Source organism: Curtobacterium sp. KBS0715 (genome assembly GCF_005938005.2).
Classification (GTDB): domain Bacteria; phylum Actinomycetota; class Actinomycetes; order Actinomycetales; family Microbacteriaceae; genus Curtobacterium; species Curtobacterium flaccumfaciens.
This window is the reverse complement of sequence record NZ_VCCA02000001.1, coordinates 2,861,026-2,880,237: the sequence shown is the minus strand read 5'-3', so window position 1 is coordinate 2,880,237 and position 19,212 is coordinate 2,861,026. Positions and strand designations below refer to the sequence as shown.

Sequence of the window (19,212 nt, the reverse complement as noted above, 5' to 3'; positions counted from 1 at the left end):
CATCTATCCAGCAGCGTGCTGATGCGCGCTGACTTCGCGTGTCCACCAGGCCCTCACGGGCTCGGTACCCGACCACCGGTCCCGCTCTCATGAGCGGGCGGTCGCGTGCCAGGACACCAGGGACCACGACCGACGGTCGTGATCGACACAACCGCAACAGGTCCGCAGCGATGTGCGAGAGCACGGCTGTGCGCCGAGAACACAGAAGGAGGACGGCACATGGCCGTCGTCACCATCCGCCAGCTGCTCGACAGCGGCGTCCACTTCGGACACCAGACCCGTCGGTGGAACCCGAAGGTGAAGCGCTTCATCCTCGCCGAGCGCTCGGGCATCCACATCATCGACCTGCAGCAGTCGCTGGCCTTCATCGACCGCGCGTACGACTTCGTCAAGGAGACGGTCGCGCACGGTGGCACGATCCTCTTCGTGGGCACCAAGAAGCAGGCCCAGGGCTCCATCGCCGAGCAGGCGACCCGCGTCGGCCAGCCGTACGTCAACCAGCGTTGGCTCGGCGGTCTGCTCACGAACTTCCAGACGGTCTCCAAGCGCCTCGCGCGCATGAAGGAGCTCGAGGAGATCGACTTCGACGACACGACGAAGGGCTTCACCAAGAAGGAGCTCCTCATCAAGAAGCGCGAGCTGGACAAGCTCCACAAGACCCTCGGTGGTATCCGCAACCTCACGCGGACCCCGAGCGCGCTCTGGATCGTCGACACCAAGAAGGAGCACCTCGCCGTCGACGAGGCGCAGAAGCTCGGTATCCCGATCATCGGCATCCTCGACACCAACTGCGACCCCGACGAGATCACGTACCCGATCCCGGGCAACGACGACGCGATCCGCTCCGTCGGCCTCCTGACCCGCATCGTCGCCGACGCCGCGGCCGAGGGCCTGAAGACGCGCCACAACGGTGGCGACGAGGACGAGGCCAGCGAGCCCCTCGCCGAGTGGGAGCAGGAGCTCCTCGGTGGCGAGACCGCCGCCACGACCGAGGCGCCCGCCGCCCCCGTCGAGGAGAACGACGCTGACGCGCAGGTCGCCGCGAAGGAGATCGGCGAGCCGATCGCCGACGAGGCGAAGAACGCGGAGCCGACGGCCGAGGCCGAGGCAGCCGCGGAGACCACCCCCGCCGAGTGAGTCGCCGGGGCGCCGGACCCCACCGGGTCCGGCGCCCCGACTGCACTCCACTCTCCACACACGTACAGTCCAGAAAGGACTCCAGTCAATGGCAAACTTCACCGCTGCTGACGTGAAGAAGCTCCGCGAGGACCTCGGCGCCGGCATGATGGACGCGAAGAACGCGCTCGTCGAGGCCGACGGCGACTACGACAAGGCCGTCGAGCTGCTCCGCATCAAGGGTGCCAAGGCCGTCGCCAAGCGCGACGACCGTGCCACCTCCGAGGGTGTCGTCGTCGCGACCTCCGAGAACGGCGCCGCCACGGTCGTCGAGCTCGCGAGCGAGACCGACTTCGTCGCGAAGAACGAGAAGTTCACGACCCTCGCCGACAAGGTGCTGGGCGCGGTCGCCGCTGCCGGTGCCGCCGACGTCGCTGCCGCCAACGCCGCACCGCTGGACGGCAAGACCGTCCTCGAGGTCGTCAACGAGTCGGCCGCCGCGCTGGGCGAGAAGCTCGAGGTCCGCACGGTCCGCCGTGTCGAGGGCTCGGCCTTCGAGATCTACCTGCACAAGACCAGCCAGGACCTGCCGCCGCAGATCGCCGTCGTCATCGCGTACGAGGGTGACAACGCCGCCGAGGCACGTTCGATCGCGCAGCACGTCGCGTTCGCGAACCCGACGTACCTGACCCGCGACGAGGTCCCGGCCGAGGCCATCGAGAAGGAGCGTGCGACCGTCGAGGCGATCACGCGTGAAGAGGGCAAGCCCGAGGCTGCGCTCCCGAAGATCGTCGAGGGCCGGGTGAACGCCTACATCAAGCAGGTGTCGCTCCTCGACCAGGACTACGCGAAGGACAACAAGATCTCCGTCGCGAAGGCCGCCGAGAACGCCGGCATCACGATCCAGGGCTTCGCCCGCGTCAAGGTCGGCGCGTAACGAACCCGTGACGGGGTCAGGAACCAACCAGGTTCCTGGCCCCGTTTTTCGCGCGCACCGGCACGGCACGCGCGCGACACAGCCGCGAGTACATTTCCACGAGACCACGACGAAGGGTGCGGACCAGATGACCGACGAGAAGACCGGACGACGCCGCGTTCTGCTGAAGCTGTCGGGAGAGGCGTTCGGCGCCGGCTCCCTCGGGGTGAACCCCGACGTGATCGGCACCATCGCCAAGGAGATCGCCGTCGCCGCGCGCGAGGTCGAGATCGCGATCGTCGTCGGTGGGGGCAACTTCTTCCGCGGTGCCGAGCTCTCGCAGCGCGGCATGGACCGCGGCCGCGCCGACTACATGGGCATGCTCGGCACGGTGATGAACGCTCTCGCGCTGCAGGACTTCCTCGAGCAGGCGGGAGCTGCGACCCGCGTGCAGTCCGCCATCGCGATGACCCAGGTCGCCGAGCCGTACATCCCGCGGCGCGCCGAGCGGCACCTCGAGAAGGGCCGGGTCGTCATCTTCGGCGCCGGTGCCGGACTGCCGTACTTCTCGACCGACACGGTCGCGGCGCAGCGTGCGCTCGAGATCAAGGCGGACGAGGTCCTCGTCGCCAAGAACGGCGTCGACGGCGTGTACACCGCCGACCCGAAGAAGGACGCCTCGGCCGAGAAGCTGCACCACGTGACCTACCAGGACGCGCTGCTGAAGGGCCTGAAGGTCGTCGACGCCACCGCGTTCTCGCTCTGCATGGACAACGGCATGCCGATGCACGTCTTCGGCATGGAGGGCGAGGGCAACGTCCAGGCCGCGATCCGTGGCGAGCGCATCGGCACCGTCGTCAGCAACTGACCCCCGCGCTGACTAGACTCGACGCCAGTACCGAAGGAGTAACACCGTGATCAGTGATGTCCTGACCGAAGCCACCGAGAAGATGGCGAAGGCTGTCGAGGTCGCCAAGGACGACTTCTCGACCGTCCGCACCGGCCGCATCAACGCGGCGCTCTTCCAGAAGATCCCGGTCGAGTACTACGGCACGCCGACGCCGCTCGCGCAGCTCGCGTCGCTGCAGACGCCCGAGGCCCGCACGCTCATCGTGACGCCGTACGACAAGACGGCGCTCAAGGAGATCGAGCGCGCGATCGCGACCTTCCCGAACCTCGGCGCCAGCCCGACGAACGACGGCGACATCGTCCGCGTGACGATCCCGGAGCTCACCAAGGACCGACGCAAGGAGTTCGTCAAGCTCGTGCGGACGAAGGGCGAAGACCACAAGGTCGTCGTCCGGAACATCCGCCGCAAGGCCAAGGACGACCTCGACGCACTCAAGGGTGAGATCTCCGACGACGAGATCTCGCGCGGCGACAAGGACCTCGAGGCCCTGACGAAGAAGCACGTCGACCAGATCGACGAGTCGCTGAAGAAGAAGGAAGCCGAACTCCTCGAGGTCTGATGCGTCGCTCCGACCAGGGCGATGACCGCCCCACAGCAGAGCACGGGCCCGTGTCGAGCGGGCCCGTGAAGAAGGGGCTCCGTCAGGACTTCGATGCGCGTGCACGAGCGGCGCGCACGGACTTCGAGGCGCAGCTCCGCCAGCGCAAGGCCGACTTCGGCGCGCGCAACGAGGCGCTGACCGCGCGGACCGGGCGCAACCTGCCGGCCGCGATCGGCATCGCGCTCGCGTTCGCCGTCGTGATGCTCGGCACGCTGCTCCTCTGGCCGCCGTCCTTCATGGTGGTCGCGGCGTTCCTGCTCGGCGTCGGCGTCTACGAACTGACGAGCGCGATGCGGTTCGCCGGGCGCGACGTCCCGCGGATCCCGAGCGTCGCCGTCGCGATCGCGATCGTGCCGGCGGCGTTCCTGGTCGGGCAGGTGGCGGCGCTGTTCACCCTGCTCGGCGGCATCGTCCTGATCAGCGTCTGGCGCCTGGTCGAGGTCGCCGTCGCGCGGCAGAAGCCCCCGGCCGGCAGCGTCGCCCGTGACCTCACCAACGGGTTGTTCGTCCAGGCCTACATCTCCCTGCTCGGCGCCTGCGTCGTGCTGCTCTCCGCCCAGCCGGACGGCAACCTCTGGGTGATCGGGTTCATCCTCGTCGTCGTCGCGGTCGACACCGGCGCGTACGCCACCGGGCTGAACCTCGGCAAGCACCCGATGGCACCCCGCATCAGCCCCAAGAAGACGTGGGAGGGCTTCGCCGGGTCCGTGGCGGCGAGCATCGTCGTCGGCGTCCTGGTGGCCCTGTTCATGCTCGGGCTGCCCTGGTGGACGGGTGTCCTGCTCGGTGTGCTCATCTCCGGCTCGGCCACGCTCGGCGACCTGACCGAGTCGATGATCAAGCGCGACCTCGGCATCAAGGACATCTCGTCGTTCCTGCCCGGACACGGCGGCCTGCTCGACCGCATCGACAGCATCCTGCCGTCTGCCGCGGTCGCCTACGTGCTGTACCTGATCGTCAACCACTGACCGCGCTCGGGTCGGCTGAACGCCGCACTCAGCGCGTCCAGGTTGTGCCACGGGTCCGGACTGGCAGAATGACGCCGTGGCCACCACCTTCCCGACCGCAGCCCGTTCCGCCCTCGGTTACGACGTCGACGAGGTCGAGCGTTTCCTCGAGGACGCCCGGCGCGCGTACTCCGCCGACGACAGCGCCCCCGGCATCGAGGCCGCGAAGATCCGCGCCACGGCCTTCTCGATGCGCAAGGGTGGGTACTCCACGTCGCACGTCGACGCTGCGCTCGAGCGACTCGAGGACGCCTTCGCGGCCCGTGAGCGGGAGCGGGAGATGAGCGAGGTCGGCAAGAAGGCCTGGTACGCCGAGGCACGGACGAAGGCCTCCGACGTCGTGGCGCGGCTCGAGCGGCCCGACGGGCAGCGGTTCAGCCGGGTCAGCGTGCTCGGTGCCGGCTACCACCCGAAGGACGTCGACGCGTTCGCCGCCCGGCTGGCCGGGTACTTCCGCGAGGGCAAGCCGCTCAGCCTCACCGAGGTCCGCTCGATCGTCTTCCGCCCGAAGCACGGTGGGTACCGCGAGGCGCAGGTCGACGCGCTGCTCGACGCCGTCGTCGAAGTGATGCTCGCTGTCCGATGACGACGCGCTGTCCACAGGTGCTTCGCTTTCCGTGATCGTTCCGTTACCCTGGTCCTACTCATGGGCAGGCACACGGCAGACTCAAGCTCCGACCGCGATACCCGCGAGCACCTCAGCCTCCAGGCTTCCGGTGAGCGCCGCGCGGCAATGCAGCGAACCCGCACGACGGAGACGTCGGCGTTCGGGGTGACCCCGCAGGCAGCGCCCGCGACGACGGGTCCGGTCGCCACGCCGAAGTCGGTGGCGGCGAACCGCGTCTCCGACGAGCGCGTGGCGTCCTTCGCCCATGACGCCCTCGTCGACGCCGACCAGCGTCCCGCGAAGCAGCGCACCGCGACGGTGCAGCGCCGCACGACGCCGAAGCTCGGCAAGCCCGCCGCTTCGTCGGTGAACGCCGTGGCCCGCAAGCGCGCGACCGCCCCGATGATGTCCTTCGTCGGTGTGTTCCTGTTCGTCGGCGGCTCGCTGTTCAACCCGCTGCAGGCCGACGTGGCACAGGCCGCGGTCGACACCCCGGTGCTCGTGAAGACGCCGCCGGCGCCGCAGCAGTACACCGCGCACGGCACCTACGCCGTGGCCGCCGCCGACCGTGACGGCTACGACGTCACCGTCCCGGCGCCGAAGGTCGTCAAGCCCGTCGTCGAAGAAGACGAGGCTGACGCCGAGACCACCGACGACACCGCGGCGACCGAGACCCAGCCGGTCTCGGCCGCCAACACGCTCGCCGCCACCGCCGCGACGCCCGACCCGGGCAGCGCGCAGGCGATCGCCCTGCAGCAGGTCACGGCGCGTGGCTGGGGGACCGACCAGTACAACTGCCTGGTCTCGCTGTGGAACAAGGAATCCGGCTGGCGGGTGAACGCCTACAACCCCAGCGGTGCGTACGGCATCCCGCAGGCCCTCCCCGGCAGCAAGATGGCCACGGCCGGCGCCGACTGGCAGACCAACCCGGCGACGCAGATCACCTGGGGTCTCAACTACATCGCCGGCGTCTACGGCACCCCCTGCGGTGCCTGGGGGCACAGCCAGGCCAACAACTGGTACTGATCGGCTGCTCGGGTGCCGCGCAGCAACCGACCGCGGCGTCCCCGTGGTCGCGACGTCGAGCCTGACGAGGAGACCACCCTCGACCGGCTGATGAGCTCGTGGAAGCGCACCGAGGTCCGTCACGGTCGCGAGTACCAGGTGCAGCCGATCTCGGCCGCGTCGGCGCAGAAGGAGTACATCTGCCCGGGGTGCGGCGGAACCGTCGTGCCCGGTACCGCCCACGTGGTCGTCTGGCGCGCGGACGGCGTGCTCGGTGACGCCGCCGACCTGGCGTCACGCCGGCACTGGCACAACCACTGCTGGAGCATCGCATGACCGAGCACGACGTGAGGCACGACACCGAGATCCGGTCCGCCACCGAGCTGCCGGCCCGTCGCACCGAGGTCGAGCTCGTCACGGACGACCACCTGACGCTCGTCGGTGAGCTCGCCGAGCCTGCCGACACCTCGGCCCGCGGAACCATCGTCACGCTCCACCCGCTGCCGACCGCGCACGGGTTCATGGACTCACACGTGCTCAAGAAGGCTGCCGCACGGTTGCCCGCCCTCGCCGACATCGCGGTGCTGCGGTTCAACTTCCGGTCCGTCTCGTCGCCGCGCGGCACCTCCGAGGGCGTCTTCGGCGAGGGTGTGTCCGAGGGCTTCGACCTGCGAGCCGCCGTCGCCGAGGTCATCGACCGCGGCCTGCCGACCCCGTGGCTGGTGGGGTGGTCCTTCGGCACCGAGGTGATCCTCAAGCACGCGCTCGAACACGTCGAGGCCGGCACGGTCGCCGGGGTCGTCCTGCTGTCCCCGCCGCTGCACCGCACCTCGGACGAAGAACTCGCACGCTGGGCTGCCGTCGGTGTCCCGGTCGTGGCGCTCGTCCCGGAGCACGACGACTTCCTGCGGCCCGAGGCCGCGGCGGCACGGTTCGCGCTCGCCCCGAACGTCCGGGTCGTGCCGGTCGCGGGTGCGAAGCACCTGTGGGTGGGGGAGCGGTACGTGCGGATCGTCCTCGACGCGATCGCCGACCTCGTCGTGCCGGGCAGCGCGCCGCTGCCGACCCACTGGCCGGTCTGACGACGCCCGGAAGACGCCCTGCGGCCCGCCATCTGCACCAGGTGGCACTGCCTGGAGGCGCAGGTCGCGCCTCCAGGCAGTGGACCGTCAGCGTTCGGTCGCGTCCACGTCGTCGTCAGCGTCCGCATCGGACGCTGCGGCGGGTGCCGTGCCGAGCAGGCCGGTGGCGTTCGTGAGGACCCCGCGGAGGTTCTCGAGGTACCCCGCGACGGCTTCGCGTTCGGTCCGGATCGCCGCCAGGCGGTCCTCGGCCTCGGCGATGACGCCGGCGGTGCGCTCCTCGGCGTCCGCGACCATCCGGTGCACCCGGTCCTGCGCGTCGGCGACGATGGTGCGCGCGTGCTCCTGGGCTTCGGCCGTGCTGGTGCGCTCGAGGTCGTCGGCCTCCTGCTGCAGGCGCTCGGCGCGTTCACGGGCCTCGGTCGCACGACGCGTGGCCTCGGCGAGCTGCAGGTTCGCCTCGTCCAGGTACTTCTGCGTCTCGGTCACCGTCTCGTGGTGCTTCCGCAGGTAGTCCTGCTCGGCGTCGTCACGTCGGGAGGCGAGCTCCGACTCGAGCGTCGTGCGGGCTTCGTCGCGCTCCCGGGCGATCTCGGCGCGGACCTCGTCGCGCTCCTTCACCAGGGCGGCGCGGGCGGTGTCGATCTCCTGCCGCAGGGCGGTGCGCTCGGCCTCGAGCACCCCGAGCTCGGCGGTGCGGCGGTCGGCGATCTCGGTGTCGACCTCGGCGTGCTCACGCTCGCGTCGGGCGGCGATGGCGTTCTCGTGCTCACGGACAGCACGCTCGGCTGCCGCATCGGCCTCCGCGCGCTCCTGCGCGATCCGGGCGTCGTGCTCCTCGAGCTCACGGGCGATCCGGTCGGCGGTCTCCTGCACCAGGCGCGCGTTCTCGACGCGGGTCTGCTCCTCGTCGACGCGGAGCTGCGCACGGGCCGCCTCGGTCTCCTGTTCCAGTGCGGTGCGGGCGGCGGCGAGTTCGCGGTCCCACTGGGCGCGGGCGGCGGCGAGTTCCTCGTCGAGCTCGCGGCGGCGGTCCGCGACCTCGGTGTCGAGCTCGGCGCGGCGACGCGTGACCTCGGACTCGAGTTCGGCGCGACCGGTCTCGAGGGCCAGCGCGTGTGCCTGCTGCTCCTCGTCACGCTCACGGTGCCAGGCGGCACGACCCTCGGTGACCTCGCGCTCGAGGGCCTCGCGTCGGGTCGTCTCCTCGCGGTCGAGGTCCTCGGTGCGACGGGTGTGGTCGGCCTCGAAGACCGAACGGCGGTGCTCGGTCTCGCGGTCGAGCTCGGCGGCGGCGGTGCGGGCCTCGGCGGACTCCCGCTGGGCGATCTCGCGCAGCTCGGCGACCTCGTGCTCGACCTGGGCGCGCAGGGCGTTCGTCTCGCGGATGGCGATGGAGCGGACCTCGGCGGCCTCGGTCACGGCGGCACCGCGGATCGCGGCAGCTTCGTTCCGGGCGTCCTGCGTGAGCAGACCGGCTTCGGCGCGGGCGCGCTCGACGGTGTCGGCTGCCTCGGCGCGGGCGCGGGTGAGCTCGTTGGTGGCGCGGGTGCGGGCGTCCTCGAGGGTGTCGCGCGCTTCTTCCTGCGCTTCACGGACGGTGCGCTCGGCTTCGGTGCGGCTCGAGGCACGGAGCCGCTGGGCGTCGATGTCCGCCTGGCTGATGAGCCGGGTCGACTGCTCCTCGGCCACACGCAGCGTGGACTCGAGGCGGGTGCCGAGCCCGCTGTACGTGGGGGTGCCGGCTTCGTCGAGCTCGCCCTGCAGCTCGGAGACCCGGGCCTGCAGGAGACGGATCTCCTTCGCGGCGTCGGCGCGGTCGTTGTTCGACTTGATGAGCTCGCGTCGCAGGTCGTTCAGCGAACGCTCCACCTCGTCGCGGCGGTACCCGCGCAGCTCGGTTCCGAACTCGGCCTCGTCGTTCGCCACGTGTCGCTCCTGGGGTCGGCAGCGGGCCAGGTTCGGCCCGCGGTCGATTGTAGTGGGGGCCGGAGCGGGGCGTCTGAGTCCGGCGACAGCGCGGATTGATGCACTGTCCAGCGTTGCTCGCTATCCTGAGTCGCTGATTCGCGCGCCGACATCCCCACCCCGGCGCGGTAGGGAGAGAGTTCGTGCGATTCGTCCTGGCGATCGTCAGTTTCGTCATCGGTCTGCTGCTCGTGGCGCTGGCGGTGGGACAGCGGACCGTGTTCGCGCCGCCGTCCTCGCTCGTGGCCGAGAGCTCGACGACCAGTTCCGCCCCGGTGACGGTGATCCCGGGGACGACCCTCAACGCCAACCCCGGCTACCAGCGCATCAACGTGTCCGGCTCCGGCAAGGTCTTCGCGGCCTACGGCAAGACGGCCGACGTCGACGCCTGGATCGGTGAGGCCGAGCACACCACCCTCCGCTTCGACGCCGAGAAGGGTTCGCTGGTCGGGTCGACCACGGGCAGCGAGACCAGCGTCCCCTCGCCCAAGGGCAGCGACCTCTGGTACCAGGAGTACGACGGTGCCGGACAGTTCACCGTCCGCCTGCCGCAGGACGTCTCGGTCCTGGTCGTCAGCGACGGCAAGGCAGCAGCGCCCAGCGACGTGTCCGTCACCTGGCCGCAGGACACCGCGACGCCGGCGGTCGGTCCGCTGCTCGTGGCCGGCGGCGTGTTCGTCCTCGGAGGCCTCGTGCTGCTCGTCCTCGCCTTCCTGCACCAGCGCCGTGGCCGCGGTCCCCGCCGTCGCAGCGGGGGCAGCCGACCGCCGCGAGTGCGTGCCTCCCGTCGAGCCGCCGCCGCCGGTGCCCAGGTGCCGCGTCGCGGTCGTCGTGGCACGCGTGCGTTGATCGGCGTGCCGGTGCTGCTCGTCGGCGCCCTGACCCTGGCCGGCTGTTCCTCGGACTACTGGCCGCAGGGTGGCGACCCGTCGCTCGCCACGCCGACCCCGACGGCGACTGCCACGGGGGCTGCGGAGACGACCGAGCCGACGGCTGCGACCAAGCAGCAGATCACCCGTGTCGTGCAGCGCACCGCCGCAGTGGCGAAGCAGGCCGACGAGGCCCGCGACAGCAAGCTCGCCGGGACCCGTTTCACGGGTGCCGCGCTCGAACTGCGCGAGGCGAACTACGCGATCCGCGCGAAGGACGCGGACGTCAAGGCGCCGCCGGCGATCTCGGCCGCGCAGGTGTGCGTCGCGCTGCCGCAGCAGACCGACAGCTGGCCGCGCACGGTCTTCACGATCGTCGCCGAGGACTGCGACGCCAAGTCGGCGCCGCAGGCCCTGACCCTGGTGCAGGATAGCGCCCGTGATCCGTACAAGGTGGCGTACGACGTCTCGCTCGAGGCCGACGCGAAGATCCCGAGCCTCGCGCCGACGACGATCGGTGCCGCACTGCTCGCGCCGGAGTCGAAGCTCCTGACGATCCAGCCCGACCAGGTCGCGACCGCGTACGGCGACATCCTGTCGAAGGACACCGCCAGCGAGTACGCCGACCTGTTCGCGACCGAGGGCGATGCGCTCCGCACCACCATCGGCAAGGCGTACAAGGACAAGAAGGCCAAGGCCCTGCCGGACACGGCGAAGATCGAGTACTCGTCCGAGGTCCCCGCCGACTCCGCCGTCGCCATCGCGACCGACGACGCCGGTGCCCTGGTCTCCGCCGACCTGGACGAGGTCGAGAAGGTGACCCCGACCGCCTCCGGCGCCGAGGTGAACACCGAGGGTGCCGTCAAGGCACTGTCCGGCGTGGACACGAGCAAGAAGGGCATCAGCGCGACCTACAGCGTCCAGCTGCTCTTCTACGTGCCGCCGGTCGCCTCGGATGGCAAAGTGGTCCTGCTCGGGTTCACACAGGGCCTGACCGCAGCGAGTGAGGTGCAATGAGCAACATCCCCCCGACCCCGTCCGGGCTCCGCGGAGCCGTGGACCTGTCGTCCCTCGTCGACCGCGCACAGCGGCCGCCCCAGCCGCCCGGTGCTCCGGCCCCGGCGGGTGCTGCCGGCGGTGTCGCGCCCGGCACCGAGGCCGACGCCGTGAACGGCGCTGACCTGACCGTCCCGTCGCTCGTGATCGACGTCACCGACGCGACGTTCCAGGACGTCCTGCAGCTGTCGACCGTCGTCCCGGTCATCGTGGACATCTGGGCCGAGTGGTGCGGGCCGTGCAAGCAGCTCTCGCCGATCCTCGAGCAGCTCACCGCGGAGTACGACGGCCGCGTGGTGCTCGCCAAGGTGGACGCCGACACGAACCCGCAGCTCGTGCAGGCGTTCCAGGCGCAGTCGATCCCGACCGTGGCCGCCGTGATCGGCGGACGCCCGCTCGGGCTCTTCGTCGGGGCACTGCCCGAGGCGCAGGTCCGCGACGTCTACGAGCAGGTGCTCCAGGCCGCCGAGCAGAACGGCGTGACCGGTCGCGTCACCGTCGACGGCGCGGCAGCCCCCACCGACGCCGAGCAGGGCGAGCCGGAGCCGGAGCCGCTCCCGCCGCACCACCAGGCCGCGTACGACGCGATCGAGCGTGGCGACTACGCCACCGCCATCGAGGAGTACAAGACCGCGATCCTGCAGGACCCGCACGACCAGATGGCCGTCGCCGGACTCGCACAGGTGTCGCTGCTCGACCGGCTGAACGGTCGGACGGCCGACGAGATCCGTGCGGCAGCAGCCGCCGGCCCGCAGGACGTCCAGGCACAGCTGGCGGTCGCCGACCTCGACATCTCCGGCGGGCACGTCGACGACGCCTTCGGGCGTCTGCTCGACCTCGTGCCGACGGTGTTCGGCGAGGACCGCGAGGCCCTGCGTGTCCGGCTCGTCGAGTACTTCGAGCTCATCGGCAGCGAGGACCCGCGCGTCGTCGCGGCGCGTCGCCGCCTGGCGAACGCCCTGTACTAGCCCGAGCAGGGTCTGCGCGGCGAAGAAGACGCCGTCGTCACAGCGAGACGCCGCCGGATCCGGCGGCGTCTCGTTGTCTCCTGGGTGTCCCGAGGACACGACGGCGTCTCGCGGACACGACGGCGTCCCGCGGACACGACGGCGTTTCGCGCATCGCGGTGGACCCGGCAACGGACAGACGGGAGGCCCGGTGCCAGCTGGCACCGGGCCTCCCGTCTGGCGGTCGGTCGCGTCGCGGACGCTGGCCGGGCTACTGGGCCAGCTTCAGCCAGACGGCGCCGAGGGGCGGGACCACGAGGTGCGCCGAGGCCGGGCGGCCCGCCCACGGGGTGTCCTCTGCCGTGACGACGCCGAGGTTGCCGACCCCGGAGCCGCCGTACTCGGCCGCGTCGGTGTTGAGCACTTCATGCCACTCGCCCGCGGTCGGCAGCCCGAAGCGGCGCTCCACCGGCACACCGGAGAAGTTCACGAACACCGCGACCCGGTCGTCGCCGTCCTTCCGCAGGAACCCGAGGGTCGAGTGCGGTGCGTCGCCGCCCTCGAGCCACTCGAAGCCGTCGGCCGTCGAGTCGTGCGTCCAGAGCGCCGGGGAGTCCTTGTAGACGCGGTTGAGCTCCGCGACGAGGTCCTGCACACCGCGGTGGCCGGGCTGGTCGAGGAGCCACCAGTCGAGGCCCTTCGCCTCGGACCACTCGGCAGGCTGCGCGAACTCCTGGCCCATGAACAGCAGCTGCTTGCCGGGGTGCGCCCACATGAACGCCAGGTAGGCACGCACGTTGGCGAGCTTCTGCCACTCGTCGCCGGGCATCTTGCCGTACAGGGAGCCCTTGCCGTGCACGACCTCGTCGTGGCTGATCGGCAGCGTGAACTGCTCGCTGAACGCGTAGACGAACGAGAACGTAATCTCGTCGTGGTGGTAGCTGCGGTACGCGGGGTCGCGCTGCACGTACTCGAGCGAGTCGTGCATCCAGCCCATGTTCCACTTCTGGCCGAAGCCGAGCCCGCCGGCGCTCGTCGGTTGGGTCACGCCCGGCCACGAGGTGCTCTCCTCCGCGATCATCACGATGCCGGGGTAGCGCTTGTACGCCGTCGCGTTCGTCTCCTGCAGGAACGAGATCGCGTCGAGGTTCTCGCGGCCGCCGTGGATGTTCGGCAGCCAGTCGGTGCGGGAGTAGTCGAGGTACAGCATCGAGGCCACCGCGTCGACCCGCAGGCCGTCGATGTGGAACTCCTCGAACCAGTACAGCGCGTTCGCGACCAGGAAGTTGCGCACCTGCGGCTGCCCGAAGTCGAACACGTAGGTACCCCAGTCGAGCTGCTCGCCGCGGCGGGGGTCCGGGTGTTCGAACAGCGCGTAGCCGTCGAAGCGCCCGAGGGCCCACTCGTCCTTCGGGAAGTGCCCGGGGACCCAGTCCATGATCACGCCGATGCCCGCGGAGTGCAGGCGGTCGATCAGGTAGCGCAGGTCGTCGGGCGAACCGAAGCGCGCGGTCGGTGCGTAGTACCCGGTCACCTGGTAGCCCCACGAGCCGCCGAAGGGGTGCTCTGCGAGCGGCAGGAACTCCACGTGGGTGAACCCGGTGTACTCCATGTGCCCGATGAGCTGATCGGCGACCTCGCGGTACGACAGGCCGGGTCGCCACGAGCCGAGGTGCACCTCGTACACGCTCATCGGGGCGTCGTGCGTGGTGGTCTGCGCGCGGCGCTCCATCCACGCGGCGTCGCCCTCGGACCACATGTACGTGGACTCGGTGACGACCGAGGCCGTCGCCGGGGCGATCTCGGCTTCGCGGGCGAACGGGTCGGCCCGCTCCACCCATCCGGAGTCGGTGAGGATCTGGAACTTGTAGCGCTGGCCGACGACGGCGCCGGGCCAGAACAGTTCCCAGACGCCGAGGTCGCTCAGACGGCGCATCGCGGTGGTGCGGCCTTCCCAGCCCTCGAAGTCGCCGATCACGCGGACGGCGGTCGCCCGGGGTGCCCAGACGGCGAACGCGACGCCGTCGACGCCGTCGACGGTGCGGGCGTGCGCGCCGAGGTGGTGCCAGAGCTGCTCGTCACGGCCCTCACCGAACAGGTGCAGGTCGAGTTCGCCGAGCGTCGGGGCGAACCGGTACGCGTCGTCGGTCGTCCACGTGGCGTCGTCCTCGTCCGTGGACTCGTCGTAGTCGTACTCCGACTCGACGCGGTAGCGACCGAGGATTTCGGCGGTGGCGCCGGCCCAGAGCCCGTCACCCTCGTGCGTGAGTTCGATGTCGTCGCCGTCGGGGCGGACGATCCGCACCGCACGGGCAAGGTGCCGGACGACGCGGACGCTGGTGCCGCCGTCGACCGGGTGCGGGCCGAGGACGTCGTGCGGCTGGGACCAGCGGCCCTCGGCCACCTGCAGACGCAGCCAGTCCTCGATCGGAGCCGGACGCGGATCCGTGGCCGTGCCGGTGGCGGCGGGAGCCGAGGCAACAGCCGGCGCCGAGGCGGCAGCGGTGGGGGCGGCCGGAGCCTCGACGGAGGCCGGGCGGACCACGGGGGCGGCGCCCCCCGTCGGTGCCGTCGGGGCGTCGGACGCCGAGGCGGCCGCGACGGGCGGCTGCCGCGGGTGCGTCGGGTCGGCGGGGTGCCCGGCGAGCGTGGCGGACTCCGCCACCCCGCGGTCGGGAGCCTCGCGCTGCACCGGCGGGGCGCCGGGCAGGTCCTCGTCGGGCGCGGAGACCTTCGGTTCGTACCGCGGCACGGCCGGCGGCGGAGGCGGCACCGGCGGGACGGCCGGTCCGCGCTTCGTGGGGTCGGTCGGTTCGGGGGTCATCGGTGGGGTCCTTCCACGACGAGCAGGTGCACGGGCTCCTGGAACGCATCCAGGCGGACGTAGTTCGACGCGCCCCAGGTCCAGCGCTGACCGGTCACGACGTCACGGACGTCGAACAGGCCCTCGGTCGGCAGACCGAGTGCGGCGAGGTCCAGGTGCACGGTGGTCTCACGGGCGGAGTGCGGGTCGACGTTGGCGACCACGATCACGGTGTCGGGGCGTCCTGACCGGATGTACTCGCCCGACAGGTGCTTCGAGTAGACGACGATCGCCGGGTCCTCGGCGGCGTGCACGTGCAGGTTCCGCAGCTGCCGGAGGGCAGGGTGCGCCGCACGGAAGCGGTTGAGCATCGTGACGTACGGCGCGAGCGACGCCCCCTCGGCCTCGGCCAGGGCGAAGTCACGCGGCTTGTACTCGTACTTCTCGTTGTCGATGTTCTCTTCGGAGCCCGGTCGGGCGACGTCCTCGAAGAGCTCGTACCCGGCGTACATGCCCCACGTCGGTGCACCGGTGGCGGCGAGCGCCGCACGGACCTTGTAGCCCGCACGGCCGCCGAACTGCAGGTACTCGGTGAGGATGTCGGGGGTGTTCACGAAGAGGTTCGGGCGCAGGTAGTCGCTCGTCTCGTGCGAGAGCTCCGTGAAGTAGTCCTCGATCTCGTCCTTGGTGTTGCGCCAGGTGAAGTACGAGTACGACTGCTGGAACCCGGCTTCGGCGAGCGCGCGCATCATCGCCGGGCGGGTGAACGCCTCGGCGAGGAACACGGTGTCGGGGTGCTCGTCGCGGATCTCACGGATGACGCGTTCCCAGAACCAGAGTGGCTTGGTGTGCGGGTTGTCGACGCGGAAGATCCGGATGCCGAAGGCGATCCAGTGGCGCAGGACACGCTCGACCTCGGTGACCAGGCCCTCGGGGTCGGTGTCGAACTGGATCGGGTAGATGTCCTGGTAGCGCTTCGGCGGGTTCTCGGCGGTCGCGATGGAGCCGTCGGCGCGCTGCGTGAACCACTCGGGGTGCTGGGTGACCCAGGGGTGGTCGGGGGAGCACTGCAGCGCGAAGTCGAGCGCGACTTCCATGCCGGTGTTCTTCGCCGTCTCGACGAAGTCGCGGAAGTCGTCCTCGGTGCCGAGGTCGGGGTGGATCGCGTCGTGCCCGCCCTCGGGGGAGCCGATCGCCCAGGGGCTGCCGGGGTCGTTCGGCCCGGGCGTGAGCGTGTTGTTCGGCCCCTTGCGGGCGGTGGTGCCGATGGGGTGGATCGGCGGCAGGTAGATGACGTCGAAGCCCATCCGGGCGACGGCGGGCAGGCGGCGGGCCGCGGTGCGGAAGTCGCCGCTCTTCCAGGAGCCGTCGGGGTTCTTCTTCGCGCCTTCGGAGCGGGGGAAGAACTCGTACCAGGCTCCGACGCCGGCGCGGGTGCGCTCGACGTCGAGCAGCTGGGTGGCGGAGTGCGTGCGGAGCGAGGTGAGCGGGGCTTCCTCGACCTCGGCGACGATACGAGGGTCGTCGACGGCGGCCAGGCGTTCGGCCGGGTCGAGGTCGGTGTCACGGACGCGTGCGGCGGCACGGGTGGCGGCGGGGGAGTCGGTCTCCTCGGCCAGCCGGTCGAGCAGCACGGCACCGTCGAGCAGGGTCGCCTCGGTGTCGACGCCGGCCGCGATCTTCAGGCGTGCGCCGTGCAGCCAGCTCGCCCAGTCGTCGGAGTACGACTCGACGTGCCAGGTCCAGACGCCGACGTGGTCGACCTGCACGGTGGCTTCGTAGCGGTCGGTGCCGGGGGCACCGAGGGTCATGGGGACGGTGCGGGTTCCACCGTCTGGGCGTTCGAGGACGAGGTCGGCGCCGATGATGCCGTGTCCTTCTCGGAAGACGGTTGCACCGAACGTGATCACCTCGCCGTCGAATGCCTTGCCGGGGAAGCCGTTCGGCGTCCTCGGGGCGAGCTCGGTGATCGGGATGCGCCCGATCTTCGGGCGGCGGGGTCGGTCTGCGGTGGCCACGGAAGCGACGCTACCCGGCGGGCGGCTCCGCGTTCCCCGGAATCGGCCCGCTGTGGAGGGCCGGGCGCGCCGTGGAGCCTGTTGAGGACCGGACGCAAGGCCCGGGGCGGGGCCGCCACGGGCCTCCCGTCCGTCGGTCGGTCGCGACGCCGGGCCGCACCCGACTGCTCGGCGTTACGCCACCTCGAACAGGTGGATGCCGGGGCCGTAGGCGGTGAAGACCTGCCCGGCAGGTCGGAGCCGCTCGTGGTCGCGGTGCTTCTCGCTCGACCAGGCCAGGCGGTACCCGAGGACGTCCTCGCGCACCGGCAGGGTCAGGTCGCGGGTGCGGCCGCTGCCGTGCACGACCACCAGGACGCGGTCGAAGGGCTCGTGTTCGGGCGTCGACTCGACGAAGTACTGCAGGGCGCGGTGCACCGGCTGGTCCCAGCCCTCGATCGTCATCGGGTGCCCGTCCGGCCCGTACCAGGACATCCGCGAGGCCCCGGGGGTCTCCTGCCCCTCGACGCCGAAGCGGGTGGGGCGGAGGGCCGGGTGCGCCTGCCGGAACCGGGCCAACGCGGCGACGGCCTCGGTCATCGTCTCGGCGTCCTCGTCGTCGGACCAGTCCACCGGGGTCAGGTCGTCGGACACCACGTAGGCGTTGTTGTTGCCGTGCTGCGTGCGGCTCCGCTCGTCGCCGGCGGTGAGCATCGGCACCCCGGCGGACAGCATCAGGGTCGCCACCAGGTTGCGCATCGACCGGCCGCGCGCGGCGCGGACCCCGCGGTCGGCGGTGTCACCCTCGATGCCGTGGTTGAACGAGCGGTTGTCGTTCGAGCCGTCGCGGTTATCCTCGCCGTTCGCCTCGTTGTGCTTGCCGTCGTACGACACCAGGTCGAGCAGGGTGAAGCCGTCGTGCGCCGTGACGAAGTTGACGCTCGCGAGCGGGCCGCGGTCGGCGCCGAAGACACTCCTCGATCCCGACAACGCCTCAGCCAGCCGGCCGATCCCGGTCTGCGGCAGGCCGGTGCGGCGCTCCTCGGCGATGTCGGTGAGCCAGAACTGGCGGACCGTGTTGCGGAACCCGTCGTTCCACTCGCTCGTGCGCTGGCCGGCCGCGCCGAACTCCCCGGTCTTCCAGCCGTCCGGGCCGACGTCCCACGGCTCGGCGATCACCAGGGTGTCCTGCAGGTCGGGGTGGTTCCGGATGCGTTCGAGCAGCGGGTGCGACGGGTCGAACCGGTGCTCGCCGTCGCGGGCCAGGGCGGCCATCAGGTCGAAGCGGAACCCGTCGACCTGCACCTCGCGCGCCCAGTACACCAGGCTGTCGACGATGAGGTCCGCCGTCGCCTCGACCGAGGTGTCGAGCGTGTTCCCGCACCCGGTGGTGTCGTAGTAGGTGTCCCGGCGGGGCGGGTCGGTCTGCGCCCAGCGGTAGCGGTTCGCACCGTCGATGCCACGCAGGCTCGTCGTCGGACCACCCAGTCCTTCTTCTGCGGTGTGGTTGTAGACGACGTCCAGGACGACCTGGATGCCGGCCTCGTGCAGCAGCCGGACCATGCCCTTGAACTCGCGCAGGACGGCGTCGGCGCCCTCCCGCTGCGCCGGCGCCGAGGCGTGCGCTGCGTGCGGGGCGAAGAACCCGAGCGTGTTGTAGCCCCAGGCGTTCTGGCGGCCGGCGTCGCGGAGCCACCGCTCGGTGTCGAACGCCTGCACGGGCAGCAGCTCGAGCGTGGTGACGCCGATGCGGTGCAGGTGCGCGATCGTGCTCTCGTGGGCGACCCCGGCGTACGTGCCGCGCAGGTGCTCCGGCAGGTGCGGGTTCGCGGCCGTCAGGGTGCGGACGTTCGCCTCGTAGACGACGGCGCGGTCGAGCGGGACCTGCGGCTTCACGACGCCGCCCCAGTCGAACGCGTCGTCGACGACCACGCTGGTCCAGCGGGGGCCGACCGCTTCGTCGTCGCCGGTCGGCAGGATGCCCCGCGCGTACGGGTCGAGCAGCGGACGCGTCGGGTCGAACTCGTGCCGCGGCCCGACCGGCCCGTCGACGAGCAGGTGGTAGCGGTCGCCGGGCTCGATCCCGGGGACCTCGCCGGTCCACACGTCGGTGTCCGGCACGCGCTCGAGCGGGTGCCGGGTCGGTCGGCCGCCGGAGCGGTCTTCCCCGTCGGCCCCGTCGGCGCTTCCCGCGCTCGCCACCACCAGGACGACGTCCGTCGCCGTCGCGGACCGCAGGGTGAACCGGGGGACGGTCCCGCCCAGGGCGAACCCCGGCGTGAGGTCGATCGCTGTCTCGTGCACGCGACAAGGGTACGAGGACCGGCG

At 71.2% G+C, this 19,212-nt stretch carries 15 protein-coding genes; 11 read left to right on the top strand and 4 right to left on the bottom strand.

Going from position 1 to position 19,212, the window contains the following annotated elements; all coding sequences use genetic code 11:
• The first annotated feature begins 219 nt into the window (after positions 1 to 219).
• The 9 genes from rpsB (at position 220) to FFG40_RS13625 (ending at position 7,244) form a co-directional block, all read left to right on the top strand.
• Complete coding sequence (gene rpsB / locus FFG40_RS13665; protein ID WP_027465874.1) at positions 220 to 1,137, top strand: 30S ribosomal protein S2; 918 nt, start codon at positions 220 to 222, stop codon at positions 1,135 to 1,137.
• Positions 1,138 to 1,225: 88 nt separating this feature from the next.
• Positions 1,226 to 2,053 (top strand): translation elongation factor Ts, encoded by an 828-nt coding sequence (gene tsf / locus FFG40_RS13660; protein ID WP_027465873.1) that lies wholly within the window; start codon positions 1,226 to 1,228, stop codon positions 2,051 to 2,053.
• Positions 2,054 to 2,180: 127 nt separating this feature from the next.
• Positions 2,181 to 2,900 (top strand): UMP kinase, encoded by a 720-nt coding sequence (pyrH, locus tag FFG40_RS13655; RefSeq protein ID WP_027465872.1) that lies wholly within the window; start codon positions 2,181 to 2,183, stop codon positions 2,898 to 2,900.
• 46 nt (positions 2,901 to 2,946) lie between these two features.
• Positions 2,947 to 3,501 (top strand): ribosome recycling factor, encoded by a 555-nt coding sequence (gene frr / locus FFG40_RS13650; protein ID WP_027465871.1) that lies wholly within the window; start codon positions 2,947 to 2,949, stop codon positions 3,499 to 3,501.
• A 50-nt stretch (positions 3,502 to 3,551) separates the two neighbouring features.
• The gene (locus FFG40_RS13645) at positions 3,552 to 4,511 is read left to right on the top strand and encodes a phosphatidate cytidylyltransferase (protein WP_260678881.1); all 960 of its coding nucleotides are present in this window, start codon (positions 3,552 to 3,554) and stop codon (positions 4,509 to 4,511) included.
• 76 nt (positions 4,512 to 4,587) lie between these two features.
• Positions 4,588 to 5,136 (top strand): DivIVA domain-containing protein, encoded by a 549-nt coding sequence (locus tag FFG40_RS13640; protein WP_138803664.1) that lies wholly within the window; start codon positions 4,588 to 4,590, stop codon positions 5,134 to 5,136.
• Positions 5,137 to 5,283: 147 nt separating this feature from the next.
• Entirely contained in the window at positions 5,284 to 6,183 is a 900-nt protein-coding gene (locus FFG40_RS17325) for a lytic transglycosylase domain-containing protein (protein ID WP_260678880.1), read from the top strand.
• Between the two features lie 12 nt (positions 6,184 to 6,195).
• Positions 6,196 to 6,498 carry a hypothetical protein gene (locus tag FFG40_RS13630; RefSeq protein ID WP_111056315.1) on the top strand — a complete coding sequence of 101 codons (303 nt, stop codon included), beginning with the start codon at positions 6,196 to 6,198 and terminating at the stop codon, positions 6,496 to 6,498.
• Positions 6,495 to 7,244 (top strand): alpha/beta hydrolase, encoded by a 750-nt coding sequence (locus FFG40_RS13625; protein ID WP_138803663.1) that lies wholly within the window; start codon positions 6,495 to 6,497, stop codon positions 7,242 to 7,244. The genes FFG40_RS13630 and FFG40_RS13625 overlap by 4 nt, the downstream gene beginning before the upstream one ends.
• A gap of 87 nt (positions 7,245 to 7,331) precedes the next feature.
• Here FFG40_RS13625 and FFG40_RS17235 read toward each other — a convergent pair whose 3' ends face one another.
• Positions 7,332 to 9,173 carry a hypothetical protein gene (locus FFG40_RS17235; protein ID WP_138803662.1) on the bottom strand — a complete coding sequence of 614 codons (1,842 nt, stop codon included), beginning with the start codon at positions 9,171 to 9,173 and terminating at the stop codon, positions 7,332 to 7,334.
• Positions 9,174 to 9,355: 182 nt separating this feature from the next.
• Here FFG40_RS17235 and FFG40_RS13615 point away from each other — a divergent pair, with 182 nt between their 5' ends.
• Entirely contained in the window at positions 9,356 to 11,098 is a 1,743-nt protein-coding gene (locus tag FFG40_RS13615) for a hypothetical protein (protein ID WP_138803661.1), read from the top strand.
• Positions 11,095 to 12,105: a tetratricopeptide repeat protein gene (locus FFG40_RS13610; protein WP_138803660.1), complete on the top strand. Its 1,011-nt coding sequence runs from the start codon at positions 11,095 to 11,097 to the stop codon at positions 12,103 to 12,105. The genes FFG40_RS13615 and FFG40_RS13610 overlap by 4 nt, the downstream gene beginning before the upstream one ends.
• 250 nt (positions 12,106 to 12,355) lie before the next feature.
• On the opposite strand, the gene glgB is transcribed toward FFG40_RS13610, so the two are convergent.
• The 3 genes from glgB to FFG40_RS13595 all read right to left on the bottom strand — a co-directional run bounded on the left by glgB (position 12,356) and on the right by FFG40_RS13595 (position 19,188).
• The gene (gene glgB, locus FFG40_RS13605; protein WP_138803659.1) at positions 12,356 to 14,908 is read right to left on the bottom strand and encodes a 1,4-alpha-glucan branching protein GlgB; all 2,553 of its coding nucleotides are present in this window, start codon (positions 14,906 to 14,908) and stop codon (positions 12,356 to 12,358) included.
• Positions 14,905 to 16,905 (bottom strand): alpha-1,4-glucan--maltose-1-phosphate maltosyltransferase, encoded by a 2,001-nt coding sequence (locus FFG40_RS13600; RefSeq protein WP_027465863.1) that lies wholly within the window; start codon positions 16,903 to 16,905, stop codon positions 14,905 to 14,907. Before FFG40_RS13600 ends, glgB begins: the two co-directional genes overlap by 4 nt.
• Positions 16,906 to 17,079: 174 nt before the next feature.
• The gene (locus tag FFG40_RS13595) at positions 17,080 to 19,188 is read right to left on the bottom strand and encodes a glycogen-debranching protein (protein WP_138803658.1); all 2,109 of its coding nucleotides are present in this window, start codon (positions 19,186 to 19,188) and stop codon (positions 17,080 to 17,082) included.
• Between the last annotated feature and the right edge of the window lie 24 nt (positions 19,189 to 19,212).